26 protein-coding genes are annotated in these 25141 nt (G+C 64.9%); 19 read left to right on the top strand and 7 right to left on the bottom strand.

Translation table 11 applies throughout. The features are described from left to right. The first annotated feature begins 78 nt into the window (after positions 1-78). From QMN23_RS05630 to QMN23_RS05565, 14 genes are all read left to right on the top strand, one after another. Positions 79-636, top strand: coding sequence for a DUF2878 domain-containing protein (locus QMN23_RS05630; RefSeq protein ID WP_282002477.1), 558 nt, complete (start codon positions 79-81; stop codon positions 634-636). After that, complete coding sequence (locus QMN23_RS05625) at positions 617-1732, top strand: formylglycine-generating enzyme family protein (protein ID WP_282002475.1); 1116 nt, start codon at positions 617-619, stop codon at positions 1730-1732. The genes QMN23_RS05630 and QMN23_RS05625 overlap by 20 nt, the downstream gene beginning before the upstream one ends. 27 nt (positions 1733-1759) lie before the next feature. Next, on the top strand, positions 1760-2092 hold the full coding sequence (locus QMN23_RS05620; RefSeq protein WP_282002473.1) for a cupin domain-containing protein: 333 nt from the start codon (positions 1760-1762) through the stop codon (positions 2090-2092). 33 nt (positions 2093-2125) lie between these two features. Further along, positions 2126-2698 carry a DJ-1/PfpI family protein gene (locus tag QMN23_RS05615; RefSeq protein ID WP_282002471.1) on the top strand — a complete coding sequence of 191 codons (573 nt, stop codon included), beginning with the start codon at positions 2126-2128 and terminating at the stop codon, positions 2696-2698. Further along, a complete protein-coding gene (locus QMN23_RS05610) occupies positions 2695-3120 on the top strand; it encodes a VOC family protein (RefSeq protein ID WP_282002469.1) in 426 nt (141 codons plus the stop codon). Before QMN23_RS05615 ends, QMN23_RS05610 begins: the two co-directional genes overlap by 4 nt. Before the next feature lie 77 nt (positions 3121-3197). After that, entirely contained in the window at positions 3198-5027 is a 1830-nt protein-coding gene (locus QMN23_RS05605) for an AGE family epimerase/isomerase (protein ID WP_282002467.1), read from the top strand. A 16-nt stretch (positions 5028-5043) separates the two neighbouring features. Then, the gene (locus QMN23_RS05600; protein ID WP_282002465.1) at positions 5044-5376 is read left to right on the top strand and encodes an anti-sigma factor antagonist; all 333 of its coding nucleotides are present in this window, start codon (positions 5044-5046) and stop codon (positions 5374-5376) included. A gap of 9 nt (positions 5377-5385) precedes the next feature. After that, the gene (gene glgX / locus QMN23_RS05595; protein ID WP_282002463.1) at positions 5386-7548 is read left to right on the top strand and encodes a glycogen debranching protein GlgX; all 2163 of its coding nucleotides are present in this window, start codon (positions 5386-5388) and stop codon (positions 7546-7548) included. A gap of 29 nt (positions 7549-7577) precedes the next feature. Next, the gene (locus QMN23_RS05590) at positions 7578-7901 is read left to right on the top strand and encodes an STAS domain-containing protein (protein ID WP_282002461.1); all 324 of its coding nucleotides are present in this window, start codon (positions 7578-7580) and stop codon (positions 7899-7901) included. Positions 7902-7934: 33 nt separating this feature from the next. After that, the gene (locus tag QMN23_RS05585; RefSeq protein ID WP_282002459.1) at positions 7935-8372 is read left to right on the top strand and encodes an ATP-binding protein; all 438 of its coding nucleotides are present in this window, start codon (positions 7935-7937) and stop codon (positions 8370-8372) included. Between the two features lie 3 nt (positions 8373-8375). Beyond that, positions 8376-9362, top strand: a complete 987-nt coding sequence (locus QMN23_RS05580) for an ABC transporter substrate-binding protein (RefSeq protein WP_282002457.1) — start codon at positions 8376-8378, stop codon at positions 9360-9362. Continuing rightward, positions 9349-11295, top strand: a complete 1947-nt coding sequence (locus QMN23_RS05575; protein WP_282002455.1) for a SpoIIE family protein phosphatase — start codon at positions 9349-9351, stop codon at positions 11293-11295. Before QMN23_RS05580 ends, QMN23_RS05575 begins: the two co-directional genes overlap by 14 nt. A gap of 48 nt (positions 11296-11343) precedes the next feature. Then, a complete protein-coding gene (locus QMN23_RS05570; protein WP_282002453.1) occupies positions 11344-12393 on the top strand; it encodes a hypothetical protein in 1050 nt (349 codons plus the stop codon). A 13-nt stretch (positions 12394-12406) separates the two neighbouring features. Then, entirely contained in the window at positions 12407-13666 is a 1260-nt protein-coding gene (locus QMN23_RS05565) for a pentapeptide repeat-containing protein (RefSeq protein ID WP_282002451.1), read from the top strand. A gap of 3 nt (positions 13667-13669) precedes the next feature. On the opposite strand, the gene QMN23_RS05560 is transcribed toward QMN23_RS05565, so the two are convergent. From QMN23_RS05560 to QMN23_RS05545, 4 genes are read right to left on the bottom strand one after another with little or no spacing between them, the layout of a single operon-like run. Then, positions 13670-15790 (bottom strand): bifunctional DedA family/phosphatase PAP2 family protein, encoded by a 2121-nt coding sequence (locus tag QMN23_RS05560; RefSeq protein WP_282002449.1) that lies wholly within the window; start codon positions 15788-15790, stop codon positions 13670-13672. Positions 15791-15814: 24 nt separating this feature from the next. Next, positions 15815-17131: a sensor histidine kinase gene (locus QMN23_RS05555; RefSeq protein ID WP_282002447.1), complete on the bottom strand. Its 1317-nt coding sequence runs from the start codon at positions 17129-17131 to the stop codon at positions 15815-15817. Next, a complete protein-coding gene (locus tag QMN23_RS05550; RefSeq protein ID WP_282002445.1) occupies positions 17128-17790 on the bottom strand; it encodes a response regulator in 663 nt (220 codons plus the stop codon). The genes QMN23_RS05555 and QMN23_RS05550 overlap by 4 nt, the downstream gene beginning before the upstream one ends. 26 nt (positions 17791-17816) lie before the next feature. Continuing rightward, positions 17817-18434, bottom strand: coding sequence for a methyltransferase family protein (locus QMN23_RS05545; RefSeq protein WP_282002443.1), 618 nt, complete (start codon positions 18432-18434; stop codon positions 17817-17819). 301 nt (positions 18435-18735) lie between these two features. On the opposite strand from QMN23_RS05545, the gene QMN23_RS05540 reads away from it, so the two are divergent. After that, a complete protein-coding gene (locus tag QMN23_RS05540; protein WP_282002442.1) occupies positions 18736-19968 on the top strand; it encodes a metallophosphoesterase family protein in 1233 nt (410 codons plus the stop codon). Positions 19969-20113: 145 nt separating this feature from the next. Here QMN23_RS05540 and QMN23_RS05535 read toward each other — a convergent pair whose 3' ends face one another. After that, positions 20114-20647, bottom strand: coding sequence for a DUF1269 domain-containing protein (locus QMN23_RS05535; protein ID WP_282002441.1), 534 nt, complete (start codon positions 20645-20647; stop codon positions 20114-20116). A 52-nt stretch (positions 20648-20699) separates the two neighbouring features. Continuing rightward, on the bottom strand, positions 20700-20930 hold the full coding sequence (locus QMN23_RS05530) for a GSU3473 family protein (RefSeq protein WP_282002439.1): 231 nt from the start codon (positions 20928-20930) through the stop codon (positions 20700-20702). Positions 20931-21061: 131 nt separating this feature from the next. Between QMN23_RS05530 and QMN23_RS05525 the strand changes: the two genes are divergently transcribed. Continuing rightward, positions 21062-21349 carry a hypothetical protein gene (locus tag QMN23_RS05525; protein ID WP_282002437.1) on the top strand — a complete coding sequence of 96 codons (288 nt, stop codon included), beginning with the start codon at positions 21062-21064 and terminating at the stop codon, positions 21347-21349. Positions 21350-21378: 29 nt separating this feature from the next. After that, a complete protein-coding gene (locus QMN23_RS05520) occupies positions 21379-22401 on the top strand; it encodes a metalloregulator ArsR/SmtB family transcription factor (protein WP_282002435.1) in 1023 nt (340 codons plus the stop codon). 1 nt (position 22402) lies between these two features. Here the strand turns inward: QMN23_RS05520 and QMN23_RS05515 are convergent, their stop codons facing one another. Next, positions 22403-23344, bottom strand: a complete 942-nt coding sequence (locus tag QMN23_RS05515) for an AraC family transcriptional regulator (RefSeq protein ID WP_282002433.1) — start codon at positions 23342-23344, stop codon at positions 22403-22405. A 190-nt stretch (positions 23345-23534) separates the two neighbouring features. On the opposite strand from QMN23_RS05515, the gene QMN23_RS05510 reads away from it, so the two are divergent. Together QMN23_RS05510 and QMN23_RS05505 are read left to right on the top strand one after the other, a co-directional pair. Then, positions 23535-24044, top strand: a complete 510-nt coding sequence (locus QMN23_RS05510) for a flavodoxin (RefSeq protein ID WP_282002431.1) — start codon at positions 23535-23537, stop codon at positions 24042-24044. Positions 24045-24084: 40 nt separating this feature from the next. After that, on the top strand, positions 24085-25089 hold the full coding sequence (locus tag QMN23_RS05505) for an aldo/keto reductase (RefSeq protein WP_282002429.1): 1005 nt from the start codon (positions 24085-24087) through the stop codon (positions 25087-25089). The last annotated feature ends 52 nt before the right edge of the window (positions 25090-25141 follow it).

Raw genomic sequence — 25141 nt, 5'->3', positions numbered from 1 at the left:
GCCGGCTGGACGGAACCGCCCCATCGTTCCGCGGCATCGGGCGGAGCGGCAAACCGCCGCGCCGCCCCCCGAGGCTCCATGAAACAGGCAACCTTCCAGAAACTGAACACCCTGTTGTTCTTCGTCACCGCCCTCGCGTCCTACCAGGGCGCCCTGCGGGGAATACCGTGGCTCGGTCTCATCTTCTTCGGCCTGCTGGTCGCCGTGCTCCTGCCAATGACCGAGCAAAAATCGGCACGACTGTTCGTTGCCCTGGCGGTGGCGGCAGTCGGCTTCGGCACCGATTCCGCCTTGGGGTTCTTCCAGGTCTATCGCGTCCGGGAGGAGGCCCGCTGGCTGCTTCCGGCCCCCTTTTGCCCGGAATGGATTCTCGCGCTCTGGCTCAACTTCGGCTTCATGCTCTATTTCTTCTGGCGGCTCTTGAACCGGAACGTACTCACGGCGGTCACCGTCGGCGTGTGCTTTTCGTTTCTCATCTACGGCAACGCCGCGCGGATGGGGCTGTTGGCCCTGCGCCCGCCGACCGTGGCCAGCCTGGGGACCATTGCGGTGCTCTGGGCAATCCTGATTCCGCTTTTTACCCGCTGCGCCGTGTGGCGATTCGCAGGAGGTCCCCATGTCGGAAGCAAGGAATAGCTTTCTGACGCTGCTGCTGATAACCGCCGTAACCCTCTTGGTGGCGGGGTGCGGCTCAGATAGCTCGACCACCGTCCAGGGAAGCGGCAGCATCACCGAGCTGCCGGCCATGATCACCGTTCCGGCCGGCAGTGCCAAAATCGGCTTCGACACCTATACCGGACTCCCCCCCTACCCCGGCGAACTCCCCGCCGGGAACAATTACGTCCCGGGACCGGCCGGCCCGATCCACACCATTACCCTGACCGACGACTTCCAGATGGGCAAGTACCAGGTGACCAACGCCCAATTCTGCGCCATGCTCAACTACGCCCTCAACAAGGGCTACCTGACCGGGGAATATGCCGGCAACGTTTCCGTCAAGAACCGCGAGGGGGACTCCCAGAATCTGTACATGCTCGACGCCAACTACGAAGGGAAGCCCGCCGAGATCGCATTCTCCGACAACAGGTTCATCGTCAAGCCAGGCATGGAGAAGCGCCCCGCCGTGTACGTCACCTGGTACGGCGCCGCCTTCTACTGCAACATCCTCAGCGAATGGATGGGACTCACCCAGCTCTATAACCTCCAGGACTGGTCGTGCACCTTCAACGGCGTCAAGCGTTTCTACGGCTATCCCGGCTATCGCCTGCCGACCGAGGCCGAATGGGAATATGCCGCCCGGTTCGACGCCGACAACATGAGTGCGAAACGGCGCCCCCTCGCCTGGGAAAGCGATTATGCGACGGCGATCCAGGAGTATCTGAACGATCCGCTGCTCAGCACCTACATGAACTACCGGAGCGGGCTGGGAACGATGGATGTGGGAAGTTACGAACTGGGGAAGAGCTACCTGGGGTTCTACGACATGGGAGGGAACACCTCCGACTGGGTCCAGGACTACTACGCCCCGTACACCTACTTCAAGGACTACACCAGCGCCGCCAAGCGGATCAATCCGGTCAACGACACCTCCGGGGTCTACCGGCAGCGCCGGGGCGGTTCCTGGCTCGTCTACGCCAACAACTTCCCCTGGACCACCTATCACACCAACACCAACTGGCCCTACACCTATTACTGCGACCTGGGCTTCCGCATCGTCCGGGTGCTCCGGTAAGAAAGCCCGGGAGAGAGGTAGCGACCGATGTTCGTTTTTCATGAAAAGCTCGCGGAAATCGCCTTTGGCTACGGCATCCGCCTGACCGACCTGCAAGGCTCGGGAGCGATGAACGCCCTGCACTGGCAGACCCCGGCGGGAACCATCTCGCCGGTCCACGACCATCCCGAGGAACAGTTCGGCTACATTCTCAAGGGGTCGTTCGAAGTGACCATCGGCAACGAGACGCAGTTGCTCAGGGCCGGCGACTGCTATTTCATCCCGGCCAATGTCCCCCACCGCTTCAGGATGATGGAGGATTCGATAGCCATCGACGTTTTCAGCCCCCGCCGGCCGGTACCAGAGCCGATGGGGGAATAAGCACCGGGCGCCACGCGCCGCAGGAGGGAAACGATGACCCTGCAGGGAAAAAAGATCGCCGTCCTGATGGAGAGCGATTTCTACGAGCCGGAGATCTTCTACTACCAGCGCCGCTTTCCCGAAGAGGGGGCGGAAGTGCGGCTCCTCACCCGGCTCTGGGGACAGCCGTCGCTCACCTTCCGGGGGCACGAGTACCAGATTCCCCTCGAAGTGAACGGTTCCTTCGAGGGGATGGACGACGCGGCACTCAGAGAGTACGCGGCGGTCATCGTCCCGGCCGGGATGGTGGCCGACCGGCTGCGCTACACCGAGGATATTGCCCGGCTGCCGCCGGCGGTGGAGTTCCTGAAACGGGCCTTCGCCGAGGAATCGATCATCAAGGGGATCATCTGCCACGGGTTGTGGCTGGCCGCCCCGGCCCCCGAACTGGTGCGGGGCCGACGCCTGGTGGTCCATAACAACCTGCTGGGCGATGCCCGGAACATGGGTGCCGAGTACGTGGATGAGGACGTGGTGGTCGACGGCGATCTGGTGACCGCCCGCAGCGGCGGGCACTGCCATCTCTTCGCCCGCCGGATCATCGAGCTGCTCCGCGACCGGCAATGACGGAGAAGACCGGCACCGTGACGACTCCCCAGTTCGACCATCTCGGCCTCACCTGCCGCGAGCCGCTGGCCACCGAGCATTTCTACGTCACCCACTTCGGCTTCCGCCGGGAGCGAAGCCTGCGGCTCGGCGAGCGGGAGATTATTTTTCTGCGCCACGGCGGGCTCACCCTGGAGCTCTTTCCCGCCGGGGCGCCGGCGCCGGCGCCCTTCCCCGAGGCGGACGGCCCGAACTATCCCGGCTTTCGCCATCTCGCCTTCCGGGTCGCCGATCTCGACGCGACCCTGGCTGCCATCGGCCCGGCCGCAGCGCTCACCCTCGGTCCGCTGGAACTGGGCGAGCAGCCGGGGAAGTGGCGGGTGGCCTGGATTCGCGACCCGGACGGCCGGATCGTGGAACTTGCCGGGGGTGGCCCGGAATAATGGCGGCCAGTCGCCGGTCGACAGATGGCCACTGAACAATCCAGCACTGACAGTCTGCTACAGGAGGGAAGGCAGCCATGAACGACATCCGATTCACCTTTTCCGACACCATCGCCGGCTACGTCACCGCATTCAACCGTGCCGAGCGGTCCTTTACCCTCAAGACGTCCGACGGCCGGGAATTCATCGCCCACCTGACGGAAAACGCCTACGCCCGGATGGTGCAGAATCTCGGCGAGGGGTATATCGACGCCACCGGTCGGCTCGGTGAACTGCTCACCCCGGGAGAACTGGTCTTCGCCTACGGCATCTTCTACCCCGAGGGGGAGCAACACCGGTTCGAGGTCAAATCGATGATCTTTCCCGGCGACGCCCCCGACCGCTACCGCCACGAAGAGCCCGACTGGTGGGTTTCCCAGGTCCACTCCATCGCCGACAGTTACCTCAACTGGCAATTTTCCTACCCGGAATCCCCCATCGACTACCGGGAATACCGGACGTTCCTCCACCTGGCCGGAGAGAAGAAAGGGGACTACCTCCAGGAAACCGATACCATCTCCCGGCTGGTCTACGGCTTTGCCTCGGCCTATCTGCTGACCGGCGAGGAGCGTTTCCTGGAGGGGGCCGAGCGGGGCACCGAATACCTGCGCGACCATATGCGCTTCTACGACCGGGACGAAGACCTGATCTACTGGTATCACGGCATCAAGGTGGAAGGGGACCGGGAACTGAAACTCCTCACTTCCGAGTTTGGCGACGACTACGACTCCATCCCGATGTACGAACAGATTTACGCCCTGGCCGGGCCAACCCAGACCTTCCGCATCACCGGCGACCCGCGCATCCTCTTCGACATCGAAAAGACCATCGACCTCTTCGAGAAGTACTACAAGGATAACGACCGGGGAGGCTATTTTTCCCACATCGATCCGATCACCCTCGATCCCCGCTCGTCGACCCTCGACAAGGGGAATAACCGGGCAAAGAAGAACTGGAACTCCGTGGGGGACCACGCCCCCGCCTACCTGGTCAATCTCTGGCTGGCCACCGGCGAGGAGAAGTACGCCGACTTCCTGGAGTATACCTTCGACACCATCGCCGAGCATTTCCCGGACTACGAGCGGAGCCCCTTCGTCCAGGAGCGCTTTTACGAGGACTGGCGGCCGGACACCACCTGGGGATGGCAGCAGAACCGGGCGGTGGTCGGCCACAACCTGAAGATCGCCTGGAACCTGATGCGGATGCATTCGCTCCGGGCCAAGGAGAGCTACCTGAACCTGGCGCGAAAGATCGCCGAGCTGATGCCGGCGGTGGGGAGCGACCAGCAGCGGGGCGGCTGGTACGATGTCGTGGAACGGCTCCGCGGTCCCGGCGAGGAGCAGCACCGCTTCGTCTGGCACGACCGCAAGGCATGGTGGCAACAGGAACAGGCGATCCTCGCCTACCTGATCCTCCGCGGCGTGCAGGGCGACGCAGAGTACCTGCGGCATGCCCGGGAGGCGGCGGCGTTCTATAACGCCTTCTTCCTCGATCGCGACGACGGCGGGGTCTACTTCAACGTCCTGGCGAGCGGGACCCCCTATCTGCTGGGGAACGAACGCTTCAAGGGGAGCCATTCGATGAGCGGCTACCATTCCATGGAGCTCTGCTACCTGGCTGCGGTTTACTCCAATCTGCTCATCGCCAAAGAGCCGATGGCGTTCTATTTCAAACCGAAAGCCGACGGCTTCCGCGACCGGATTCTGCGGGTGGCCCCCGATATCCTGCCGCCGGGAAGCGTACGGCTCACCGCGGTGGAAATCGACGGCGCCCCCTATCCCCACTTCGATCCGGAGGCGCTCACCGTCCGGCTCCCCGCCTCGGCATCGGCGCTCCGGGTCAAGGCGACCATCAGCCCGGCACGCTGAAAGGAAGGTAGTTGCGATGAATATCGAGATTGACATGAAAGACGGACGGGCGGTGGCAGTCATCTGCGGCGAAATCGACGGCAAAACCGCGCCCCAGGCCCAGGCGCAGCTCCTGCCGGTATTCGAGCGGACCGGCAAGCTGCTGCTGGAGATGAGCGGAGTCTCGTACCTGTCGAGCGCCGGGTTGCGGACCCTACTTTTGCTCTACCGGCAGGCCACCGCCCGGAGCGGCAAGGTTGCGCTGGTGGGGCTCTCGGAGGAGATTCGGGATACCATGGCCATGACCGGCTTCCTCAACTTCTTCATAACCGCCGACTCCCTGGAAGCAGGGCTGAAGGCCCTTGACTGAGGAGGGGAGATGACGCAGCCGACCCCACTCTCCGCGGAACCTGCCGGCGGCCTCGACCGGCGGATCGATTTCTACCCGACCCACACCCTCGCCGGGTTCCGGGTCCGGCCGGGGAAGTCGTTCCCCTTCGGCGCCACCCTGGTGCCCGGCGGGGTGAACTTCTCGGTCTTTTCCAGCCATGCCGTTTCCTGCACCCTGGTGCTGTTCGAAAAGGGGGAGCGGGAACCGTTGGTGGAAATTCCCTTTCCCGACTCCTTCCGCATCGGCCACGTCTGGAGCATGATCGTCTTCGACCTGGATTGCGAGCGGATCGAGTACGGGTTCCGGATGGATGGACCGTTCGATCCGGCTGCCGGACACCGTTTCGACAGGAGCAAAATCCTCCTCGACCCCTATGCCAAGGCGATCGGCGGCCGGGATGTCTGGGGCGCGGCGCCCGATTGGGACGAACCGTTCCCCCACCGGGGGCGGCTGGTTTTCGAGGACTTCGACTGGGAGGATGACCGCCCCCTCGAAATCCCGATGGAAGAGCTGGTGATCTACGAGGCGCATGTCCGCAGCTTCACCCGCCACCCCTCTTCCGGCTCCAAGTATCCGGGGACCTACGCGGCGATCCGGGAGAAGATCCCCTACCTGAAGGAACTGGGCATCAACTGCCTGGAGCTGATGCCGGTGTTCGAGTTCGACGAATTCGAGAACAGCCGGACCAACGGGGAGACCGGCCAGACCCTTTACAATTACTGGGGTTACAGCACGGTGGGCTTCTTTGCCCCGAAGGCCGGTTTCGCCGCTACCGGCCGGTTCGGCATGCAGGTGGACGAATTCAAGACCATGGTGAAGGAGCTGCACAAAAACGGCATCGAGGTGATCCTCGACGTGGTGTTCAACCATACCGCCGAGGGGAATGAGCACGGCCCGACCATCTCTTTCCGCGGCATCGATAACCGGACCTATTACATGCTCACCCCCCAGGGGTATTATTTCAACTTCTCCGGCTGCGGCAACACCCTCAACTGCAACAATCCGATCGTCCGCAACATCGTCCTGGATTGCCTCCGCTACTGGGCCGCCGAGTACCATATCGACGGTTTCCGCTTCGATCTGGCGGCAATCCTCGGCCGCGACCCGTGGGGCGCGCCTCTCCCCAACCCGCCGCTGCTGGAAACTCTCGCCTTCGATCCGGTGCTCGGCAAATGCAAGCTGATCGCCGAGGCGTGGGATGCCGGCGGACTTTACCAGGTGGGCTCCTTCCCCGCCTATGGCCGCTGGGCGGAGTGGAACGGCAAGTTCCGCGACGACGTGCGCCGCTTCCTCCGCTCCGACGCAGGGATGGTCGGCGCCATCGCCCAGCGCCTCCAGGGTTCCCCGGACCTCTACGGCTGGAACGGCCGGGGCCCCACCGCCTCGATCAACTTCATCACCTGCCACGACGGCTTCACCCTCTATGACCTCTTCGCCTATGACGGCAAGCACAACGAGGCCAACGGCGAAGGAAACCGGGACGGCGAGAGCGAAAACCGGAGCTGGAACTGCGGCTGGGAGGGGGAAACCGCCGACCCAGGGGTAAACGCCCTCCGCCGGCGGCTGATCAAGAACGCCTTGACCCTGCTGCTGGTCAGCCACGGGGTCCCGATGATCCTGATGGGAGACGAGATCGGCCGAAGCCAGGGGGGGAACAACAATGCCTACTGTCACGACAGCGAGCTCAACTGGCTCGACTGGGGGCTGGTGGAGAAGCACGGCGAGCTGTTCCGCTTCGCCCGGCAGCTGATCGCCCTGCGCCGGAACCACCCGGTGCTGCGGCTCAACCGCCACATCTGCGACGGCTACCATGAGCCCGGCCCCCATGCCGACATCAGCTGGCACGGCGTCACCCCCTGGCAGGCCGACTGGTCCGAGGGGAGCCGGGTCATCGCCTTCATGCTCTGCGGCCAGCACAGCGGCGCCGACCAGCAGTGGGAAGACTGTATCTACGTGGCTCTGAACGCCTACTGGGAACCGCTCACCTTCGGGCTCCCCCTCCCCCCCGGCGACCGGCGTTGGCACGTGGCGGTCAACACCGGCATGACGGCGCCCGAAGATTCGTTCGCCCCGGGCGAGGAACCGGTTCTGGCCGACCAGCACAGCTTCCAGCTCGCCTCGCGGGCCTGCGCGGTGCTGATCGGCAGATAGCATACCCACATCGGACAAGGAGGAAGGTAATGGCCTTTCAATCGACCATGGAAGTCGTCAACGGCGTCGCCAACATCACTCTCAAGGGAGAGCTGGACGCCAGCGTCGCCGGCATCTTCAAGGAAACCATCGAGCAGGCGGCCGCCCAGAACGCCCAGCGGCTGGTTCTCAACATGCACGAGCTGGAGTTCCTCGCCAGCGCCGGATTACGGGTCCTCATCTTCGCCAAGCAGAAGATGGGGAGCGGAGTGCCGATCTACGTCATCGGCAGCCAGGGTCCGGTCCTCAGCACCCTGGAGATGAGCGGCTTTCACCAGAGCGTGTACATCCAGGACAGTTACCAGGAAGGCTAGCCCGGGTACATTCCGGCCCAACAAGGGAGCACCATGGAAACCTTGATCGTACCCGACACCCTCGACTCGCTGGCCAAGATCGGCGACTATGTGAAGCGGGCGGCAGCCGCCGCCGGCCTCGACAGCAAGGCCGCCTACAACCTGCGGCTCGCCGTGGATGAATTCGCCACCAACATCATCCTCCACGGTTACCAGGAGGCCGGCCTGTCCGGCGAGGTAGTCATCCGGGGGGAGATGGCGGACAACGCCCTCACCATCATCATCGAAGATACCGGAGCCGCCTTCGATCCGCGCAGTCTGAAGCTGCCGGAGGCCGAAGAGCTGGCGCGCCCCATCGAGGAACGGGAGCCGGGCGGGCTCGGCATCTTCCTGGCACTGAACGGGGTCGATGATTTCAATTACGAACGGGACGGGGACCGCAATCGGAACATCTTCGTCATGCGCCGGAAAGGCGCCGGAGCAGAGGGGTAAGCCATGGGGACGCTCTGGAGGAGGCACGTATGCGCAGTGCTCCTGGCCGCCCTGGTGTTGCCGGGCGCAGCCGGGGCCGCCGCACTCAAGAAGGCCTCCTTCGTCCCTCTCTGGAGTCCCCAGGCCCAGTTCGCCGGCTACTACGTAGCCCTGGACAAGGGGTTCTATCGCCGGCACGGCATTGATCTCACCATCCTCGCAGGCGGGCCAGATGTCTGTGCCACCGACTACCTGCGCAGCGGCCGGGCCGACTTCGCCCTGCTCTGGCTGACCACCGCCCTCCAGCAGCGCGCCAAGGGAGTGCCGCTGGTAAACGTGGCGCAGATCGTCCAGCGCTCGTCCATGCTCCTGGTGACCAAAAAATCGAGCGGCATCAAGGCCCCGGCAGAGATGAACGGCAAGAAGGTAGGGCTCTGGGGGGGCGATTTCGCCATCCCTCCCCGGGCCTTCTTCGAAAAGTACCACCTGAAGGTCAAGGAAGTCCCCCAATCCTATACCGTCAACCTCTTCCTGCGTGGCGGCGTCGATGTGGCCTCGGCCATGTGGTACAACGAGTACCACACCATCCTCGACTCGGGGGTCGACCCGGACGAACTGCGGGTCTTTTTCCTCCAGGATTACGGCATCAACTACCCCGAGGACGGACTCTACACGCTGGAGGCGACCTGCCGCCGCGACCCGCAGCTGGTGAGCGGCTTCGTCCAGGCCTCTCTGGAAGGGTGGGCGTATGCCTTTGCCCACCCGGACGAGGCGATCGACCTCGTCATGCGCCAGATGCGCGAAGCCGGCGTCCCGGCCAACCGGGCGCAGCAACAGTGGATGCTCGCCCGGATGCGCGATCTGATCCTTCCCTGTGGCGGGAACGGCCCGATCGGCCGGCTGCAACCGGCCGACTATGCGACGGTGACCCGGGAACTGCAGCGCGACCGGATCGTCCGCTCCGCTCCCGGCTACCGGGAGTTTGTCTGGAGGTCCGATGCCAGTCACTAGGAGCATTGCCTTCAAGCTGATCCTCGTCTTTTCCGTCTGCAGCACCCTGATCTTTGCCGTCACCCTGGGATACAACTATTACCGTTCCCGGCTGCTGTTGGAAAAGGGGTTGCAGGAAAGCGCCCGTGACGTCGTCCGCTCTTCGGTGAACCGGGTGGAGACGGTGCTGGCATCGGTCGCCAAGGTTAACGAAGGGACGGCCCTCGCCCTGGAAACCGGCAGCTACCGGGAAGAGGAGATCTTCGCCCTGCTCCGCTCGACGGTGGAGAGAAACTCCGAGGTGTACGGCGCTTGCGCCGCCTTCGAACCCAACGGCAACCCGCCGGCCCGGCCCCCCTTTGCCCCCTATTTTTACAAGAACCGGGGACGGATCGTCTACGTCCCGGAAGATTCCTACGATTATCTGCGCCAGGACTGGTACCAGATCGCCCGGGAACTGGGCCGCCAGGAATGGACCGAGCCCTACTTCGACGTCGGCGGGGGGAACATCCTCATGACCAGCTGCTCGACTCCTTTCTACTCGGGGGTCGACAAAAACCGGCGGCTGCGGGGAGTGGTGACGGTCGACGTCTCCCTGCAGTGGCTGACCCAACTCGTCGGCTCCATCAAGGTACTCAAGACCGGCTATGCCTTCCTCCTCTCGCGCAACGGTGCGATCCTGACCCACCCGAACGCGGCGATGATCATGAACGAGTCGATCTTCAGCCTCGCTGAGACCAACCACAATCCCCGCCTCCGGGAGATCGGCCGGCGGATGATCCGGGGCGAAGAAGGGTTCATCCCCTATACCGACCTGCAGGGAGTGGAGAGCTGGATGTATTACGCGCCGGTCCCCTCCACCGGCTGGACCCTGGCGGTGGTCTTCCCCAAGGCGGAGTTCCTGGCTGAAGTGCGCTCCCTGAGCATCACCATGGCCGCCATGGGACTGGCGGGAATCCTGCTGCTCACGGTGGCGGTGGTCTTCATCGCCCGCTCGATCACCACGCCGCTGCGGGGGCTGGCCGCAGCGACCGAAGTGATCGCTTCCGGCGACTTCGACGCCGAGCTGCCGCCGGTGCGAACCAGGGACGAGGTAGGGATGCTGGCCCAGGCCTTCTTCACCATGCGGGATTCCCTCAAGGAATACATCCGCCAGCTGACCGAAACCACCGCGGCCAAAGAGCGGATCCAGAGCGAGCTGAAGGTGGCCACCGACATCCAGGCGAGCCTGCTCCCCCGGACCTTCCCCGCCTTCCCCAACCGCCCCGAGGTGGACATTTTCGCGGTGATGGACCCGGCCAAGGAGGTAGGCGGCGACTTCTACGATTTCTTCTTCGTCGACGACCGCCACCTCTGCTTCCTGATCGCCGACGTCTCGGACAAGGGGGTGCCGGCGGCCCTCTACATGATGGTGGCCAAGACCCTGCTCAAGACCGAGGCGCTGCGCGGCATCCCCCCCGACGAAATTCTCACCCGGGTGAACGACCTGCTCGCTCCGGACAACGAGAACTGCATGTTCGTCACCGTCTTCTGCGCCGTCCTCGACACGGTGAGCGGCGAGCTGACGATCGCCAACGCCGGGCATAATCCGCCCCTGCTCTGTACCGCCGAGCGCGGAGTGGAGTTCATGGCGCTGCCGCCCGGCTTCGTCCTCGTGCCGATGGCCGACATGAAGTACGAAGCGCGCTCCCTGGCTCTCCGCCCCCACGACGTGATACTCCTCTACACCGACGGGGTCACCGAAGCAAAGAACCGAGAGGCGGCGATGTTCGGCGAAGAGCGGCTACGCGAAGCCTTTGCCGGCCGGGCGGGGGAAAGCACTACCACCATTGTCCACGCCATCCGCGAGGAGGTCCGGCGTTTCGCCAACGAGACGCCCCAGTCCGACGATATCACGGTGCTGGCCCTTCGCTTCACCGGGGCCTGCCCGCTGCCGAAGAAGAACGACGCCTGAGCGGCCGCGGCGGCCGACCATGGAGATCACCTCGCCAAGGAGCCCGTCATGAAACAGTTCTGCGCCGCCCTGCTCCTGATCCTCCTGCTTTTTCCTCGCCCGCTGCGCGCGGCCGGCGAAGCACCGGCGGCAGCACCGGCCGGCGCCCGGAACGGGGTGGAGGAGCGCCCCTGGCTGCTCAACCTGACCCAGTTCGCCTTCTACCCGCTCCCGGAGCTGACCAAGGGTGAACCGACGGGGAAACGGTTGAGCGGCAAGGTGACCACCGGCTTTCAGTACGACACCAATGTCCCGCTGGTAGCCGAGGGGGTCGCCATCCAGGGGGCGGAAAAGACGAAGGACGGCCGCTGGGTGGCCGGCCTCCGGGCCAACCTCGCCCTGCTGAAGGACGAGCGGGCCGACGCCGCCCTCACCTACTCCTTCTTCCAGAGCTGCCATTTCGAACTCGACGATTTCAACATGACCCAGAATTTCGTCGAGCTGTCCGGAGGCTACCGCCTGACGCCGCGACTCTCCTTGCGCGGATATTACGCCTTCCATCATCTGCTGGTGGGGGGGGATACCTTCGACACCTTCCACATCGTCGGGCCGTCGCTGATCATCCAGGAGGGGAGCGGCTTTTCAACCGCCATCGATTACCGCTACCGCGACACCGTCTACCGTAATGTCTCCATCTACACCACCAACGCCGACCGGAGCAGCGGCAACAACCTGGTGGGAATCAGCCAGAACATCCCCCTCGGGGCCGCCGCCCTCCTCAGGGTCGGCTACACCCACGACGAAGACGATACCCGGCGGGAGTATCTGACCTACAGCGGCAACAAGTGGTTTTCCGAGCTGAGCCTGATCCTCCCCCACGACTCGCTCTTCGACGTCTACGGAGAGATCCAGGACAAGGATTACGCCGCCGATTTCCCCTATCCGATCAGCACCCGCCGCGCCGACACCACCTACACCGTCGCCGTGACCGCGGCGACCTATTTTGCCGAGCAGTACGGCCTGAGCCTGCGAGTCCTCTACTATCGCAACAAGTCGAACATCAGCTATTTCGATTACGAGCGGATTGTCCCGAGCATCCTCTTCGACGCGAAATTCTGAACGGGAAAGACGAATGGCCATGGCGCAATACAGCGCAGCAGAGCTGGAGAGACTCCGGGAGCGGTGGCTTGCCCCCCCGCACGACCCGGCGGCCCTTGATGGGTGCCCCAGCTTCGGGGAGTTCCTCCGGCAACGGCTCGCCGAAGTCGCGGCCCTGCTCGCCAGGCCAGCGGATCAGTCCGAGCCGCCGGTCGACTGGGAGAAAAAGCGCCCCCGGCTGCGGGCGGCCTGGGAGAAGAGCGCCGAGCCGCTCTTCCGCCGGACCATGGCGGAGCTGGCCGCCGCCGGCCTGGAAGCGGTGCTTCCTCTCCCGCCGGCGCAGTACTCGATCCGCGAGCCGGTCGATCTGCGCGGGGCCGACTGCCGCGGGGCCAGCTTCCTCGGTGCGCACCTGGAAAACGCCGATTTTACCGGCGCCGAGCTGAGCGGTGCCGACTTTCGCGCCGCCCGCTGCCTGGAGACCCGCTTTGCCCAGGCGAACTGCCGGGAGGCCACCTTCGCCGGAGCGGAGTGCCAGTTCGCCCGCTTCGACGGGGCGCAGCTGGATAATGCCAGCTTTGCCGGGACGGACTGTTCGATGGTCCGCTTCGACCGGGCCCGGCTGAAACAGGCCGGCTTCGGCGACGCCAAATGCTATGCGACCGCCTTCCATGGCGCCTTGCTGGCCAACGCCGAACTGGCGGGGATGCGGATTAACCACTTCACCACCTTCGGCACCCCCGGCGAGCAACTGGCGGCCAAAAGTTCGAAGCAGCCGCCGGCCAACGCCCGGCAGGAGGGTGACGACTGGTACATCGTCGAGCTGCTGCCGCTCTGGCTCAAGGCCGCCGAAGTGAATGCCGCGATCCGCCAGCTGCTCAAGGGGCACGGCTATTTCATCGAGGCCGACGAATACCAGTACCAGGAGATGGTCTGCCGCCGCCATCTCCTCCAGGCGAGCCGGCTCTTCCGCTTCTACGACTGGTTCTTCAAGGACCTGATCTTCGGCTACGGCCTGAAATGGAAGCGCCCCTTCATCACCCTCCTCGTCATTATCACCCTCTGGGGGATCGGCTTCTTCCTCCACTTCTACGGCAGCGGCACCCCCCTCGCCAGCAGCCTCGGCAACGGCTTCTACTACTCGGTCATCTCCTTCACCACCCTGGGACTCGGCAACGCCCAGGAGCTGACCGGCTTCTGGCCCAAATTCCTCATCTGCTCGGAAGCGCTCCTCGGGACGATCCTGATGCCGATCTTCCTGCTGGCCTACGCCCGGAAGATCCTCCAGGACTGAACCCTACGGCCGGATCTCGACGAACCAGGCCGCACCGTCGCTGAAAAACGGGGTGCCGGCCAGCGTCTCCCCCGTCATCGGCGGCGACAGGGCGATCTTGCGGGAGACAGCCACCACTCCGGAGCCGGCCAGGCTCCGGACCAGATCGTCCCGGGCCCGGTCGAGGTCAGCCCCCAGGCGCGGGAACAGCCCCCACTCGTAGCCAACGATCCGCTCCGCCACCCCCACGTAGACCGCCGCGCCATTCGTCCGGAGGGGAGTCCGCCAGAACCGCGCCTCCTCGCGCCCCGGCTTTCCCCCGGCGAGCGCCAGCGGGCGGGCAAAGCCGAAGTCGTTCGGCCGGCCGGCCCAGAAAGCCGGCGCAACGGGAGCGACCGGGGGAAAACCGCCGCCAAGCGCCTGCCAGGCCGCCCGGGCCACGGTGGTGAACGAGACCGGCTCGACCGGCAACCAGCCGCCGCTCCGGAGCGCCGCCGTCAGCGCCCCTTCGTTGCCGGCAGCGACGACAAGGCTGAGCGGTTGTTGTTTGTCCCCGGCAATGCTCTCGGTGTAAGGCGGCAGCCGATTGCGGCTGAGGCCTTCGGCGATCGCCGCCGCCGGGACGGTAACCGTGGCGGCTGCGGCGCCGTTGGCGGGAAGGATTGCCGGCAGGGCACGCATGCCGGTCCGGATGAAGAACGCCAGCAGCCCGACTAACAGTACGGCGCCCGCCGCCCGCGAGCGGAACGGAACGGCGGCGGAGACCGGCCCCCATTCGGCGCGGCGCCACTCGGCAAACGAGACGCCAATAATCAACCAGAGCAGCCCAAGCAGGTATCCCCCCAGCACGTCGCTCAGGAAGTGAACCCCCAGGTAGAGCCGACTGAAACCGAGCGCCAGCATCAGCACGAGACCGGCGAAGAAGATGTTGAGTCGTTGTCCCCACTGCGCCGTCCGCCGCCAGAGCAGGTAGACGACGAAGCCATAGAGGGCGGTGGCAATGACGGCATGCCCGCTCGGGAAGGAGTAGGACCATTCACGGTAGACGGCAACCCCCGCCGGCCGGGGGCGCTGGAAGGCGACCTTGCCGAGCAGCGCCGTGGCAGTGCTGCCACCGAGAGTCACCAGAAACGGCAGGATGTAACGCTGGCGCCGCCAGAGCGCCAGGATGCCGCAGACCGTCAGCGCCACCGCCACGACGATGGTCCCCCGGCCCAGCTGGCTCACCCAGAGGAACAGCTTGACCATCGTCGGCTCGCGGAAGGCGAAGAGGAGATTGTCGAGCCGGGTGTCCACGGCGACGATCGGATCGCTGGCCAGCAGGTCTTCGATGACCCCGCCAAGGAGCAGCAGGACATAAAGGAAGGAGACGCCGAGCAGGGTGAGGGGGAGGCCGGCAAAGCGCTGCCGGTCGAACCGCTGGGCCAGGAAGGCACAGAGCCGGGGATGGGCGGCGACGAACGTGCGCACGTCCGGATTGGTAATAATCGCCTCGCCGACGGAGCCGAGCAACGAACCGGCAAAGGCGAGGAGCAGCCGGCCCCGGCGCACGAAAAAGCGCTTCAGCAGGTAGACGCCGAGTATCACGAGCACTAGCGCCGCCAGGAGGGCGCCGAAGCGGGTGGTCCAGACCTCGACGGTCCGCCAGGCCGTCCCGAGCAGGTAACCGGCCACCAGATGCGACGCAGCCCAGGCGACGGCCCCACTGACGTTCCAGAGGTAAAACCGGCCGGCCGCCATCCCGGCCACGCCGGCGACAAACGGTACGACGGCCCGGATCAGGCCGTTGAACCGGCCGAACAGCACGCTGGCACCGCCGTAGCGGGCGAAGAACTCCTGTCCCCGCGCCAAGCGGCTCGGTTTGAAGAGCCGGTTCGTCTCGCTGAAGTAGATGGTGCTCCGCCGACCAAGGCGGAAACTGACGCCGTCCCCCAGGATGGCTCCGGCGGCGGCGAACCAGAACAGGTCGCCGAGATCGAAGAAACCCTTGGCCGCCAGCGAGCCGGCAAAAACGACGAAGAGCGCCCCGGGGACCACCGTGCCGACAAATGCGAGCGATTCGAGAAAGGAGAGGAGGAATACCGCCGCGTAGCCGAGGAGGCGATACTGTTCGATGTTCACCAGCAGCTCGTTTATCGTCCCCATAGCGCCTCCCGCCGCCTCGCCGGGCTAGTGCTCAGCCGGCGCCGCGGCGGCCAGGGGGAATTCGACCGTCACCTGCAGGCCGTGGCCGGCCGCCCCGGCATCGAGGCGGATGCTGCCGCCGTGCCGTTCGACAGCCGACTTGACGATCGCCAGGCCGAGGCCGCTGCCGGTCCCGTCCTTCCCGCGCCGGTAAAAGCGGTCGAACACCCGCTCCCGCTCGGCCGGCGGAATCCCGGGACCAGTATCGGTTACCTGGATGACCGCCTCGTTTCCGGCCCGGCGCACCGCCACGTCCACCGTCCCCCCGGGCGGGGTATGGCGGACTGCATTGTCGACCAGGTTGCCGACCAGCGCCCGGAGCGCCTCCTCTTCGCCGGTGACGGTCAGCGACTCGCTGGCGGTAATCCCCAGGTCGACCCCTTTTTCCAGGGCGAGGCGCGCCCGCTCGGCGACCACCTCGCCGACCAGTCCGGCCAGGTCGACCGGCGCAACGGCCGAAGGCGCCTCGGGGCCAAGCCGGGCCAGGGCGAGCAGCTGGCCGACCAGCCGGGCCGCCCGGTCGACCCCTTCCTTCAGCCGGGCCAGGGCTTCCTGCCGTTCCGCCTCGCCGGCGCTCCGCTCCAGGACCCGCAGCTGCAGGCCGACGGCAGTCAGCGGCGTGCGCAGCTCGTGGGCGGCGTCGGCGACAAAGCGCTGCTGGGCGTCGAAGGCGTGGGTAAGGCGCTGCAAAAGGTCATTGAGCCGCTCTACCAGCGGGCGGATCTCGTCGGGCAGCTCGCGGTCGGGGAGCGGGTCGAGGGAGGCGGCCGAGCGCCGGCCCAGTTCGTCGGCAATCCCGGTCAGTGGCCGGAGGGCATAGCGGACCGCCAGCCAGATCAGCAGAGCCAGCACGGGGACGGTCAACAGCAGCGGGACGATGGTCCGGGCGGCGAAGATAACGCTCAGTTCCCGCCGCGCCTCGATCGGCTGGGACACCTGGATGTCGCGGCCGGCATCGCGGAGGACGAAGACCCGCCAGTGATGATGCCGGAAATAGACGGTCTTGATCCCCGGCGGCTGGGGGGGGATGGTCCGCCCCCGATGGGAGGAGAACAGCTGGGTCCCCCCCTTCCAGACCTGCACCGCGATCTCGGACTCCTCTTCGTAGTTGATGCCGGAGGAGGGGAGCGGCGCGATGCTTTCCTGGCGGGAGAACGCCCGGGCTACCTGTTCGAGCTGGTAATCGAACAGCTCGTCCAGCTCTTCCCGGGCCTTGAGATAGGTGGCGGCGCCGGCCAGCAGACCGGCGACCAGCAGGCCGCCGAGCAGCAGGACCAGGAGCCGGCGGTTGATTGAGGTCACGGCGCACCCGCCAGCATGTAGCCGACGCCGCGGACGGTGCGGATCTGCCCGGCGCCGATCTTCTTCCGCAGGTTATGGATGTGGACCTCCACGGCGTTGCTCTCCACCTCCTCGCCCCAGCCGTAAAGGCGCTCTTCCAGGGCGGTCCGGGAAAGAAGTGCCCCGGGGCGCTCCATGAGGGCGGCCAGGATGACATACTCCCGGGCGGAGAGGGTCACCCGCTCGCCGTCGCAGAAGAGCTCGCGGGTGGCGGGATTGAGCAGCAGCGGACCGTGGCTGACAAGCGGCGCGGCGCGCCCCGCCTGCCGCCGCTGCAGCGCCCGAATCCGGGCCGCCAACTCGTCGGCATCGAACGGTTTCACCAGGTAGTCGTCGGCGCCGCCGTCGAGCCCCCTGATCCGGTCGGCGACGGCGTCCCGGGCAGTAAGGATGATCACCGGCAGCGGGCTCTCTTTTTTCCGCAACTCCGCCAGCAGTTCGAGCCCCCCCTTGCCGGGGAGGCCAAGGTCGAGGAGGAGAAGTCCGTACTCGCCGGTGGCGAGCGCCAGTTCGGCCTCTTCGGCGTCACGCGCCCAGTCGGTGGTGAACCCCTCCTGGCGGAGCGAGTGGCGCAGGGCGTCGCCGAGCATCGGATCGTCTTCTACGAGTAAAATGCGCATGCCGTTCCTTATCGGGAGATTGCCGCCTACGGCAGCCGGAACCAGTGGGGCCAGTGGGCGGACATCCGCAACTGCAGCATGATCTCCACGGCAACGGGAAAGAGGAAGGCGGTCCAGAGCCGCTTCGCCTCGGCCCGGCAGGCGCGCAGGCTGACCGTCACCGTCTCCGGCGAACGAAAGCGGGAAAGTGCGGGGACGAAGCGCGGCGTCCCGTGGCAGTAACGGGCGAACTGCTCGCCGAACTTGCCGGCCAGGAACCGCTCTTCGGCCCGGACGACGAAACGGGAGTAGAAAAAGAAGCCGACCAGCACAACGAACGCCAGGGTAAGGCTTTTCAATAATAGCACGGTAGAGAGGGCAAAGCAAAAGGTGCCGAAGTACAACGGGTTTCTGGTGATCGAGTACGGCCCCTCCGACTGCAGCTCGGTATCCTTGCGCGAGCCGATGAACAGCGTCGCCCAGAGACGGAAGGTGACGTAGAGGCCAAAGACCAGCCAGCCGGCCACATTGAGGGCGATGCCGGCGGTGGTGTTCTCGCCCACCGTCGGATAACTCACCAGCAGCAGCAGCACCAGCGGCGCCGCCAGCACGAATCCCACCTTCCCCCTGTTTCTAAACGCAAACGATTCGCCGATCGACTTCATCCGTCACTCCTTCCGCCCCCCACGGGACACGCCTGATGGTACCGGCCGGCGCCGGAGCGCCCGGCCGGTTGGTATGCGGCAGCCATCATGGATGGGTTTGCTTAAGGGAACATTAAGAGGGCGCATTCCGGGCAACGCCCTCGCTGATTTCTCATTATTTGCACAATCCAATCTTTCCTGTAACGGAGCCGCAACCTGCGTATGGAATAGTTATTTTAATTAAAACAACCCGAGCACCCGGTCCCGCCCGTAGCTCATCCCCTTGGCGCAGCACTATCTCTAACCCCTAAAAGGAGAGCAGATGATGACTTCTCGTCCCGCCACAGCGAAAGCACTCGTCGCCGCCCTGACCCTCGCCGGCTTGTCCCTGGCCGGCTGCGGCAGCTCCGATTCGTCCACCGCCACCACCCCCGCCACCACCCAGTTCGTCTTCACCTCCGATGCCCATTACGGCATCAAACGACCGGCCTTCAACGGCTACAGCAGCGGCTTCCAGGTTAACGGGGCGATGATCGGGGCGATGAACACCATGTCGGACGTGACCTTCCCCTGCACCGACGGCGGTGTCTCCGCCTGCCAGCAGGTCGGCCCGGTCGATTTCGTCGTCGAGGGGGGCGATATCGCCAACCGCTCCGAAGGGGCAACTAACCACCAGACCGCGGCGGTTTCATGGGCGCAGTTCAAGGCAGACTACATCGACGGCCTGACCCTGAAAAACAAAAACGGCCAACAGTCGCCGCTCTTCATCGTCCCCGGCAACCACGACGTCAGCAACGCGATCGGCTTTTACAAAGCGCCGCTCGATACGGCCGCCGGCCTCGATGCAACGTCATACGTCCAGATCTACAACCTGATGATGAAGCCGGCCAGCGAGCTGACGAACGCCGCCTTTGCCGGCGCCACCCCCAGCTTTGCGACCGCCGCGGCAAGCTATGCGCAGGACCGGATCTTCTACTCGAAGGATATCAACGGCGTGCACTTCATCTTCATCACCATGTGGCCGGACAGCACCGCCCGCGCCTGGATGGACAGCGACCTCGCCAGGGTCGGCGCCGACACGCCGGTGGTGCTCTTTACCCACGATCAGCCGGATATCGAGACCAAGCACCTCACCAACCCGAATGGCAGCCACGATATCAATGCCACCGACCAGTTCGAGAATCTCGTCACCGATCAGTCGCAGGATACCGACACCAACGGTAACATGACCGTCGATGCCCCGAGCACGACCGAGCAGCGCGCCCTGGTGGCCTGGCTCAAAACCCACCGGAACATCGTCGCCTATTTCCACGGCAACGACCACATCAATGGCGCCTTCACCTATACCGGCCCGGACAACGACATCGCCCTGAAAGTCTTCAGCGTCGATTCGCCGATGAAAGGGACGGTCTCGAAAACCGATCCGTCGCAGCTGATCTACAAGGTGGTTTCGGTGGATGCGGCGGCGAAGAAAATGACGGTGCGCGATTACCTGTGGAACATGAAACGGTGGGGCGCCTCCACCACCATCGACCTGACACCCCGCAGCAATTAGCTTGCCCGCCGCGCCGGTGGCAGCGCCCGGACCGGCCGTAACGGCGCACCAAAACAGAGAGCCCGTGAGACATCACGGGCTCTCTGCCGTTCAGACCACCGCCGGTTAGAAGGGATTCGGCAGCCCCGCCTTCGCCCGGCGACCTTCAGGACGAGGGGGGCACCGGCCCCTTCTTCAGCGAAACGTTCTCCAGGAGGATGTTCTTCAATTCCGCTTCCTTTTTCGGCGACAGGGAGGTCCGCACGATCTTCCCCTTGAAGCGGGCCAGCTCTTCGATCACCTTGTCGGGGAGCGACCTGCGGATCAGGATGAAGAGGGCCGAACTGTTCGGCTTGAGCGTTTCGGCGATATCGTTGATGAACTCTTCCTGGACGCCGATATGCTCAAGCGTCCTGGTCGCCCCCCCCATGGCGGCGCCGACCAGGCCGCCGATCAGCGTGCACATCAGCGGGTTCAGCAGCAGGGTGCCGATCAACAGCCCCACCTCGCTGCCGACCGAGGCGTCGGCCCCGACCAGGACATTGCTGTGCCGGATCCTCACCGTGCCGTCCGGCTTCCGCGCTGCCACGGCGGCATCCTCGAGATCGACCAGATGGACCTGTTCCAGCTTGAACAGATTGAGAAGGACCTCTTCCGCCGCAAATTCGCCTTTGAATCCCGCTACGATCAATTCGCTCATCTGTCCGCCTCCTTACTGATCGGCCCTGCCCGCGAGCATCCTGCGGGCCGATTCATCTGCCGGCCGCGCCGGTGACCGGCGCCGGAGCGTCCGGTGCCCGCCGTCGTTCCGGACCGCGGTAGCCGGCCACCGTCCCGCGCCCCCTGATCCGGTCCTGGCTGACATCGACCCAGCCGCTTTCCCGCCGGAAGGCGCAGATTCTCCCCGCCTGGATCAGCTGCTCCAGCTGCTCCGTCGGCACCTTGCCAACGGTCTTGTCGGTGTAAATCACGTTGATAAACATGGGGCACCTCGTCACCAGCAAAGAGTCAGTGGTCGCGGAGCGCTCCGTTGCGAGCGGGAACCGGCAACTGTGTCGGAAAATGCGGGAACGGCCAATGGCGGCTGCGGCGGCGTGAGGGAGTGCCGATTCGATTGCATCCTGCCGTGGCGGTGACGGCAGGCAAAGCCAGGAAACGGTGGTGGCGGGGAAAAGTCAGCGTCGGTCGCGGGAACGGTACCGGCAGCCGTGTCGATAATAATACCCCAATTTCCCGAAGACGCCAGGCGACGACGATTTTTTTGATATTTATCAACGTATTTCATCGCCTGGGGCTGCAAGCGGCGACCGCGATCTCCGCCGCTTCATCGCCGGCAGAACAGAAACATTTCGATATCCATAAAAACAGATTGACATCCATCGCTCGACTGGCTATTTTTTAATTCGACAAATATCGAATCAGGAGAGACCGATGAATCCCGAACAAGGCATCGCCATCATGAAGGCCCTGGCGGACCAGTCCCGGCTGGCCATCGTCAAATCGCTTCTCGAACGGTCCCAGTACGTGGAGGAGCTTGCCAGGCGGCACGCCCTCGCGCCGTCGACCGTCTCCTTCCACCTGCGCAAGCTGGAACAGGCGGGCCTCATTCGCAGCCGCAAGGAACAGTACTACGTCATCGTCGAGGCGAACGAGGCCATCTTCGACACCACCCTGCGGGAGATCGTCGCGGCGCTGCCGGGCGGCGACGAACTGCAGGATGGGCGGATGGCCGAGTACCGGCGCAAGGTGCTGGAGTCCTTCTTCCGTCATGGCCGGCTGGAGAAGCTGCCGACACAGCAGAAGAAACGGCTCATCGTCCTGGAACAGTTCGCCCGCAATTTCGAGCCCGGGCGGCGCTACAGCGAAGCGGAAGTCACCGGGCTGATCATGCCGCTGTTCGACGACTACTGCACTATCCGGCGGCTGCTGGTGGACGAAGGAATGATCCGCCGCGACGGCAGCGCCTACTGGCGGGAAAGCGCGTCGGGCGACCGGGCGGAACCGGCGGCGCTGCCGCCGCAACGGCAGAAAGGGGCGGCAGCGATGGGCAAGGAGAGCAAACGGACCGAAATCAAGCGGGTCTACAAACAGAACCGGCCGGAGATGGGGATTTACCAGCTCCGAAACCGGGCGAATGGCAAGATCTTCGTCGAAAGCAGCCCGAACCTGGAAGGGACGCGCAACAGCCGGCTGTTCCAGCTCCGGATGGGAACGGCCGTCTTCAACCGGGAACTGCAGGAGGATGTGCGGCGCGACGGCGCCGACAGCTTCGAGTTTTCCGTCCTCGAAGTCCTGGAGAAGCCGGCGGCCGGCGAAGACCCCGAACGGCTGCTCGCCGCGCTGGAGCTGCAGTGGCTGGAGAAGCTGCAGCCGTTCGACGAACGCGGCTACAACAACGCCCGGAAGTACCAGCGGGACCGGGAGCGACTCCGAACCCGGAACGGGGAGAACTGACCTACCCCGGCAGGCGGACCGCCCCGGCAGCGCTGGCCATCTGGCGCAGTTTCGAGATATCGCGCAGCGGCGGCGCTCCGAACAGGCGGTTGTACTCGCGACTGAACTGGGACGGGCTCTCGTAGCCGACCTGGAACGCCGCCGTCGCCGCATCCAGGTGTTCGGCCAGCATCAAACGCCGCGCTTCCTGCAACCGCAGCTGTTTCTGGTACTGCAGCGGGCTCAGGGCGGTCATCGACCGGAAGTGATGATGGAAGGTCGAGGCGCTCATCCGGGCCTCGGCCGCGAGGTCGTCGATCCGGAACGGTAGGGCGAAATTGCATTTCAGCCATTCGATCGCCCGCGCTATCCGCTGGCTCTGGCTCCCCGCCGAGGCGATCTGGCGCAGCCGCTCCCCCTGCTCACCCACCAGCAGCCGGTAGATGATCTCCCGCTGGATGACCGGCGACAGAATGGGGATGTCCTGTTCGTCGGCCAGCAGATCGAGCAGGCGTTGAAAAGCGGTGACGAGCGGCAGCGTGATCTCGCCGGTTGCCATGCCGCGGCTCGATTGCTGCGGCTGCGGCGGCGGCAGGTTGCTGTCCGCCATCAGCTGCGCAATCTCCCGCTGGTCCAGCAGCAACCTGAGCCCCAGGTACGGCCTCTCCGGGCTCGCTTCGATAATCTGCACCACTGTCGGGAGATGGACGGAGGTAATCAGGTAGTGGCGCGGGTCGTAGACATAGGTGTCATCTCCCAAAAGAACCCGCTTGGCCCCTTGAACGACCAGGCAGATGCTCGGTTCATACATGCCGCTGACCGGCTCGGTCGGCTCGATCCGCCGGAACAGTGACAACCCCGGGACGGCGGTTACATACTGCTCGCCCCCCTCGGTCCATCGGGCAATGCAGTCCCGTAACGCCGTCACCGCAACGTCGAACGCTGTATCGCTTATTTTCAGCATAACCACCTCATTTCCCCTAGTTGACTCCTTAGATTCTAGCCGCGCCGCCTTACTTTTTGCAACACAATATCCGGCTCATCGGATGATCAGGCAAGATATCAACAGGATTGATCTACCGCCTGTTGTCCCATCGGCGGTACGGTATACCCATCGAGCGGGCACCGCCCGGCGCAAAAGAAGAGAGGGTGTGATGAACAACGAACGAAACACGGCAGAGAGGGTGATCTGGAACGTCTTGACCGTCTGCTACTCCCATTCCGGCAATACCCGGGAGTGCGCCAGGCTGGTCCACGCAGCGGTCGGCGGCGATTTCGCCGAGCTGATCCCGGCAACGCCTTACCCCGGGGATTACACCGCGGTCGTCAACCAGGCAAAGCGGGAGCTGCAGGCAGGCTATAAACCGGCGCTGCAAACAAGCGTGGCCGGGATCGAGGCCTACGATGTCATCTTCGTCGGCTCGCCCAACTGGTGGAACACGATCGCGCCGCCGGTGATGACCTTTCTGAGCACCTACGATCTGGCGGGAAAAGCGATCGTGCCGTTCATCACCCACGGCGGAGGCGGCCTGGGGCGAAGCGTCACGGAGATCGCCCGGCTCTGCCCGCAGTCAACCGTCCTTGAGGGGCTGGCGGTGCGGGGCGAGGCCGTCAAGGCAGCGCAACCGCAGTTGGCCAAATGGCTGCGCAAGCTCGACATGTAAGAACAAACGTTAACCTTCAACCGGAGAAAGGAGAGAAACAATGCACAAACGTACCTTGGGAAAGAGCGGGCTGGAAGTTTCGGCCCTCGGCCTCGGCTGCATGGGGATGAGTTTTTCCTACGGCCCGCCGAAAGACAAACAGGAGATGATCGCCCTGCTGCGAGCCGCCGTGGAGCGGGGAATCACCTTCTTCGATACCGCCGAGGTCTACGGTCCGTTCATCAATGAGGAACTGGTCGGCGAGGCGCTCGCCCCGCTGCGCGACCGGGTGGTGATCGCCACCAAGTTCGGCTTCGACACCAGCGTCGATCCCCGGGCGATGAAGGGGGGCACGCCGGTCCTCAACAGCCGGCCGGCGCACATCAAGGCGGTGGCCGAAGCATCGCTGAAGCGCCTTCGGACCGAGGTGATCGACCTCTTCTATCAGCACCGGGTCGATCCGGACGTCCCCATCGAAGAGGTGGCCGGCGCCGTCAAGGAGTTGATCGCGGCAGGGAAAGTCAGGCACTTCGGCCTCTCCGAGGCCAGTGCCCGGACGATCCGCCGCGCCCACTCCGTCCAGCCGGTGGCGGCGCTGCAGAGCGAATACTCGCTCTGGTGGCGCCGGCCGGAGGCGGAAATCATCCCAACCCTCGAAGAGCTGGGGATCGGCCTCGTTCCCTACAGCCCGCTCGGCAAGGGGTACCTCACCGGGAAGATGGACGAGAAGACCACCTTCGCCAGCAGCGACTTCCGCTCCAGCCTCCCCCGGTTCACGCCGGAGGCGCTGCAGGCGAACCGGGCCATGGTCGAACTGTTGGCGAGGATCGCCGCGCAGAAGAACGCCACGCCGGCCCAGATCGCCCTTGCCTGGCTCCTGGCCCAAAAGCCGTGGATCGTGCCGATTCCCGGCACCACGAAGCTGGCGCGGCTGGAGGAAAATATCGGTGCCGTGAGCGTCGAGCTCACCGTCGGCGACCTGGCCGAGATCGACAGCGCCGCCGCGCAGATCACCGTGCAGGGAAACCGCTACCCGGAAAAGCTGGAGGAACTGACCGGGCGGTGAGTCGAGCGGGTGGGGACTGACCGGAGCAAAGCAGGTTCTTCGCACTAAAGCA

It is taken from the genome of Geotalea uraniireducens (assembly GCF_027943965.1).
GTDB classification, from domain to species: domain Bacteria; phylum Desulfobacterota; class Desulfuromonadia; order Geobacterales; family Geobacteraceae; genus Geobacter; species Geobacter uraniireducens.
This window is presented reverse-complemented; position numbering and strand designations above follow the sequence as displayed.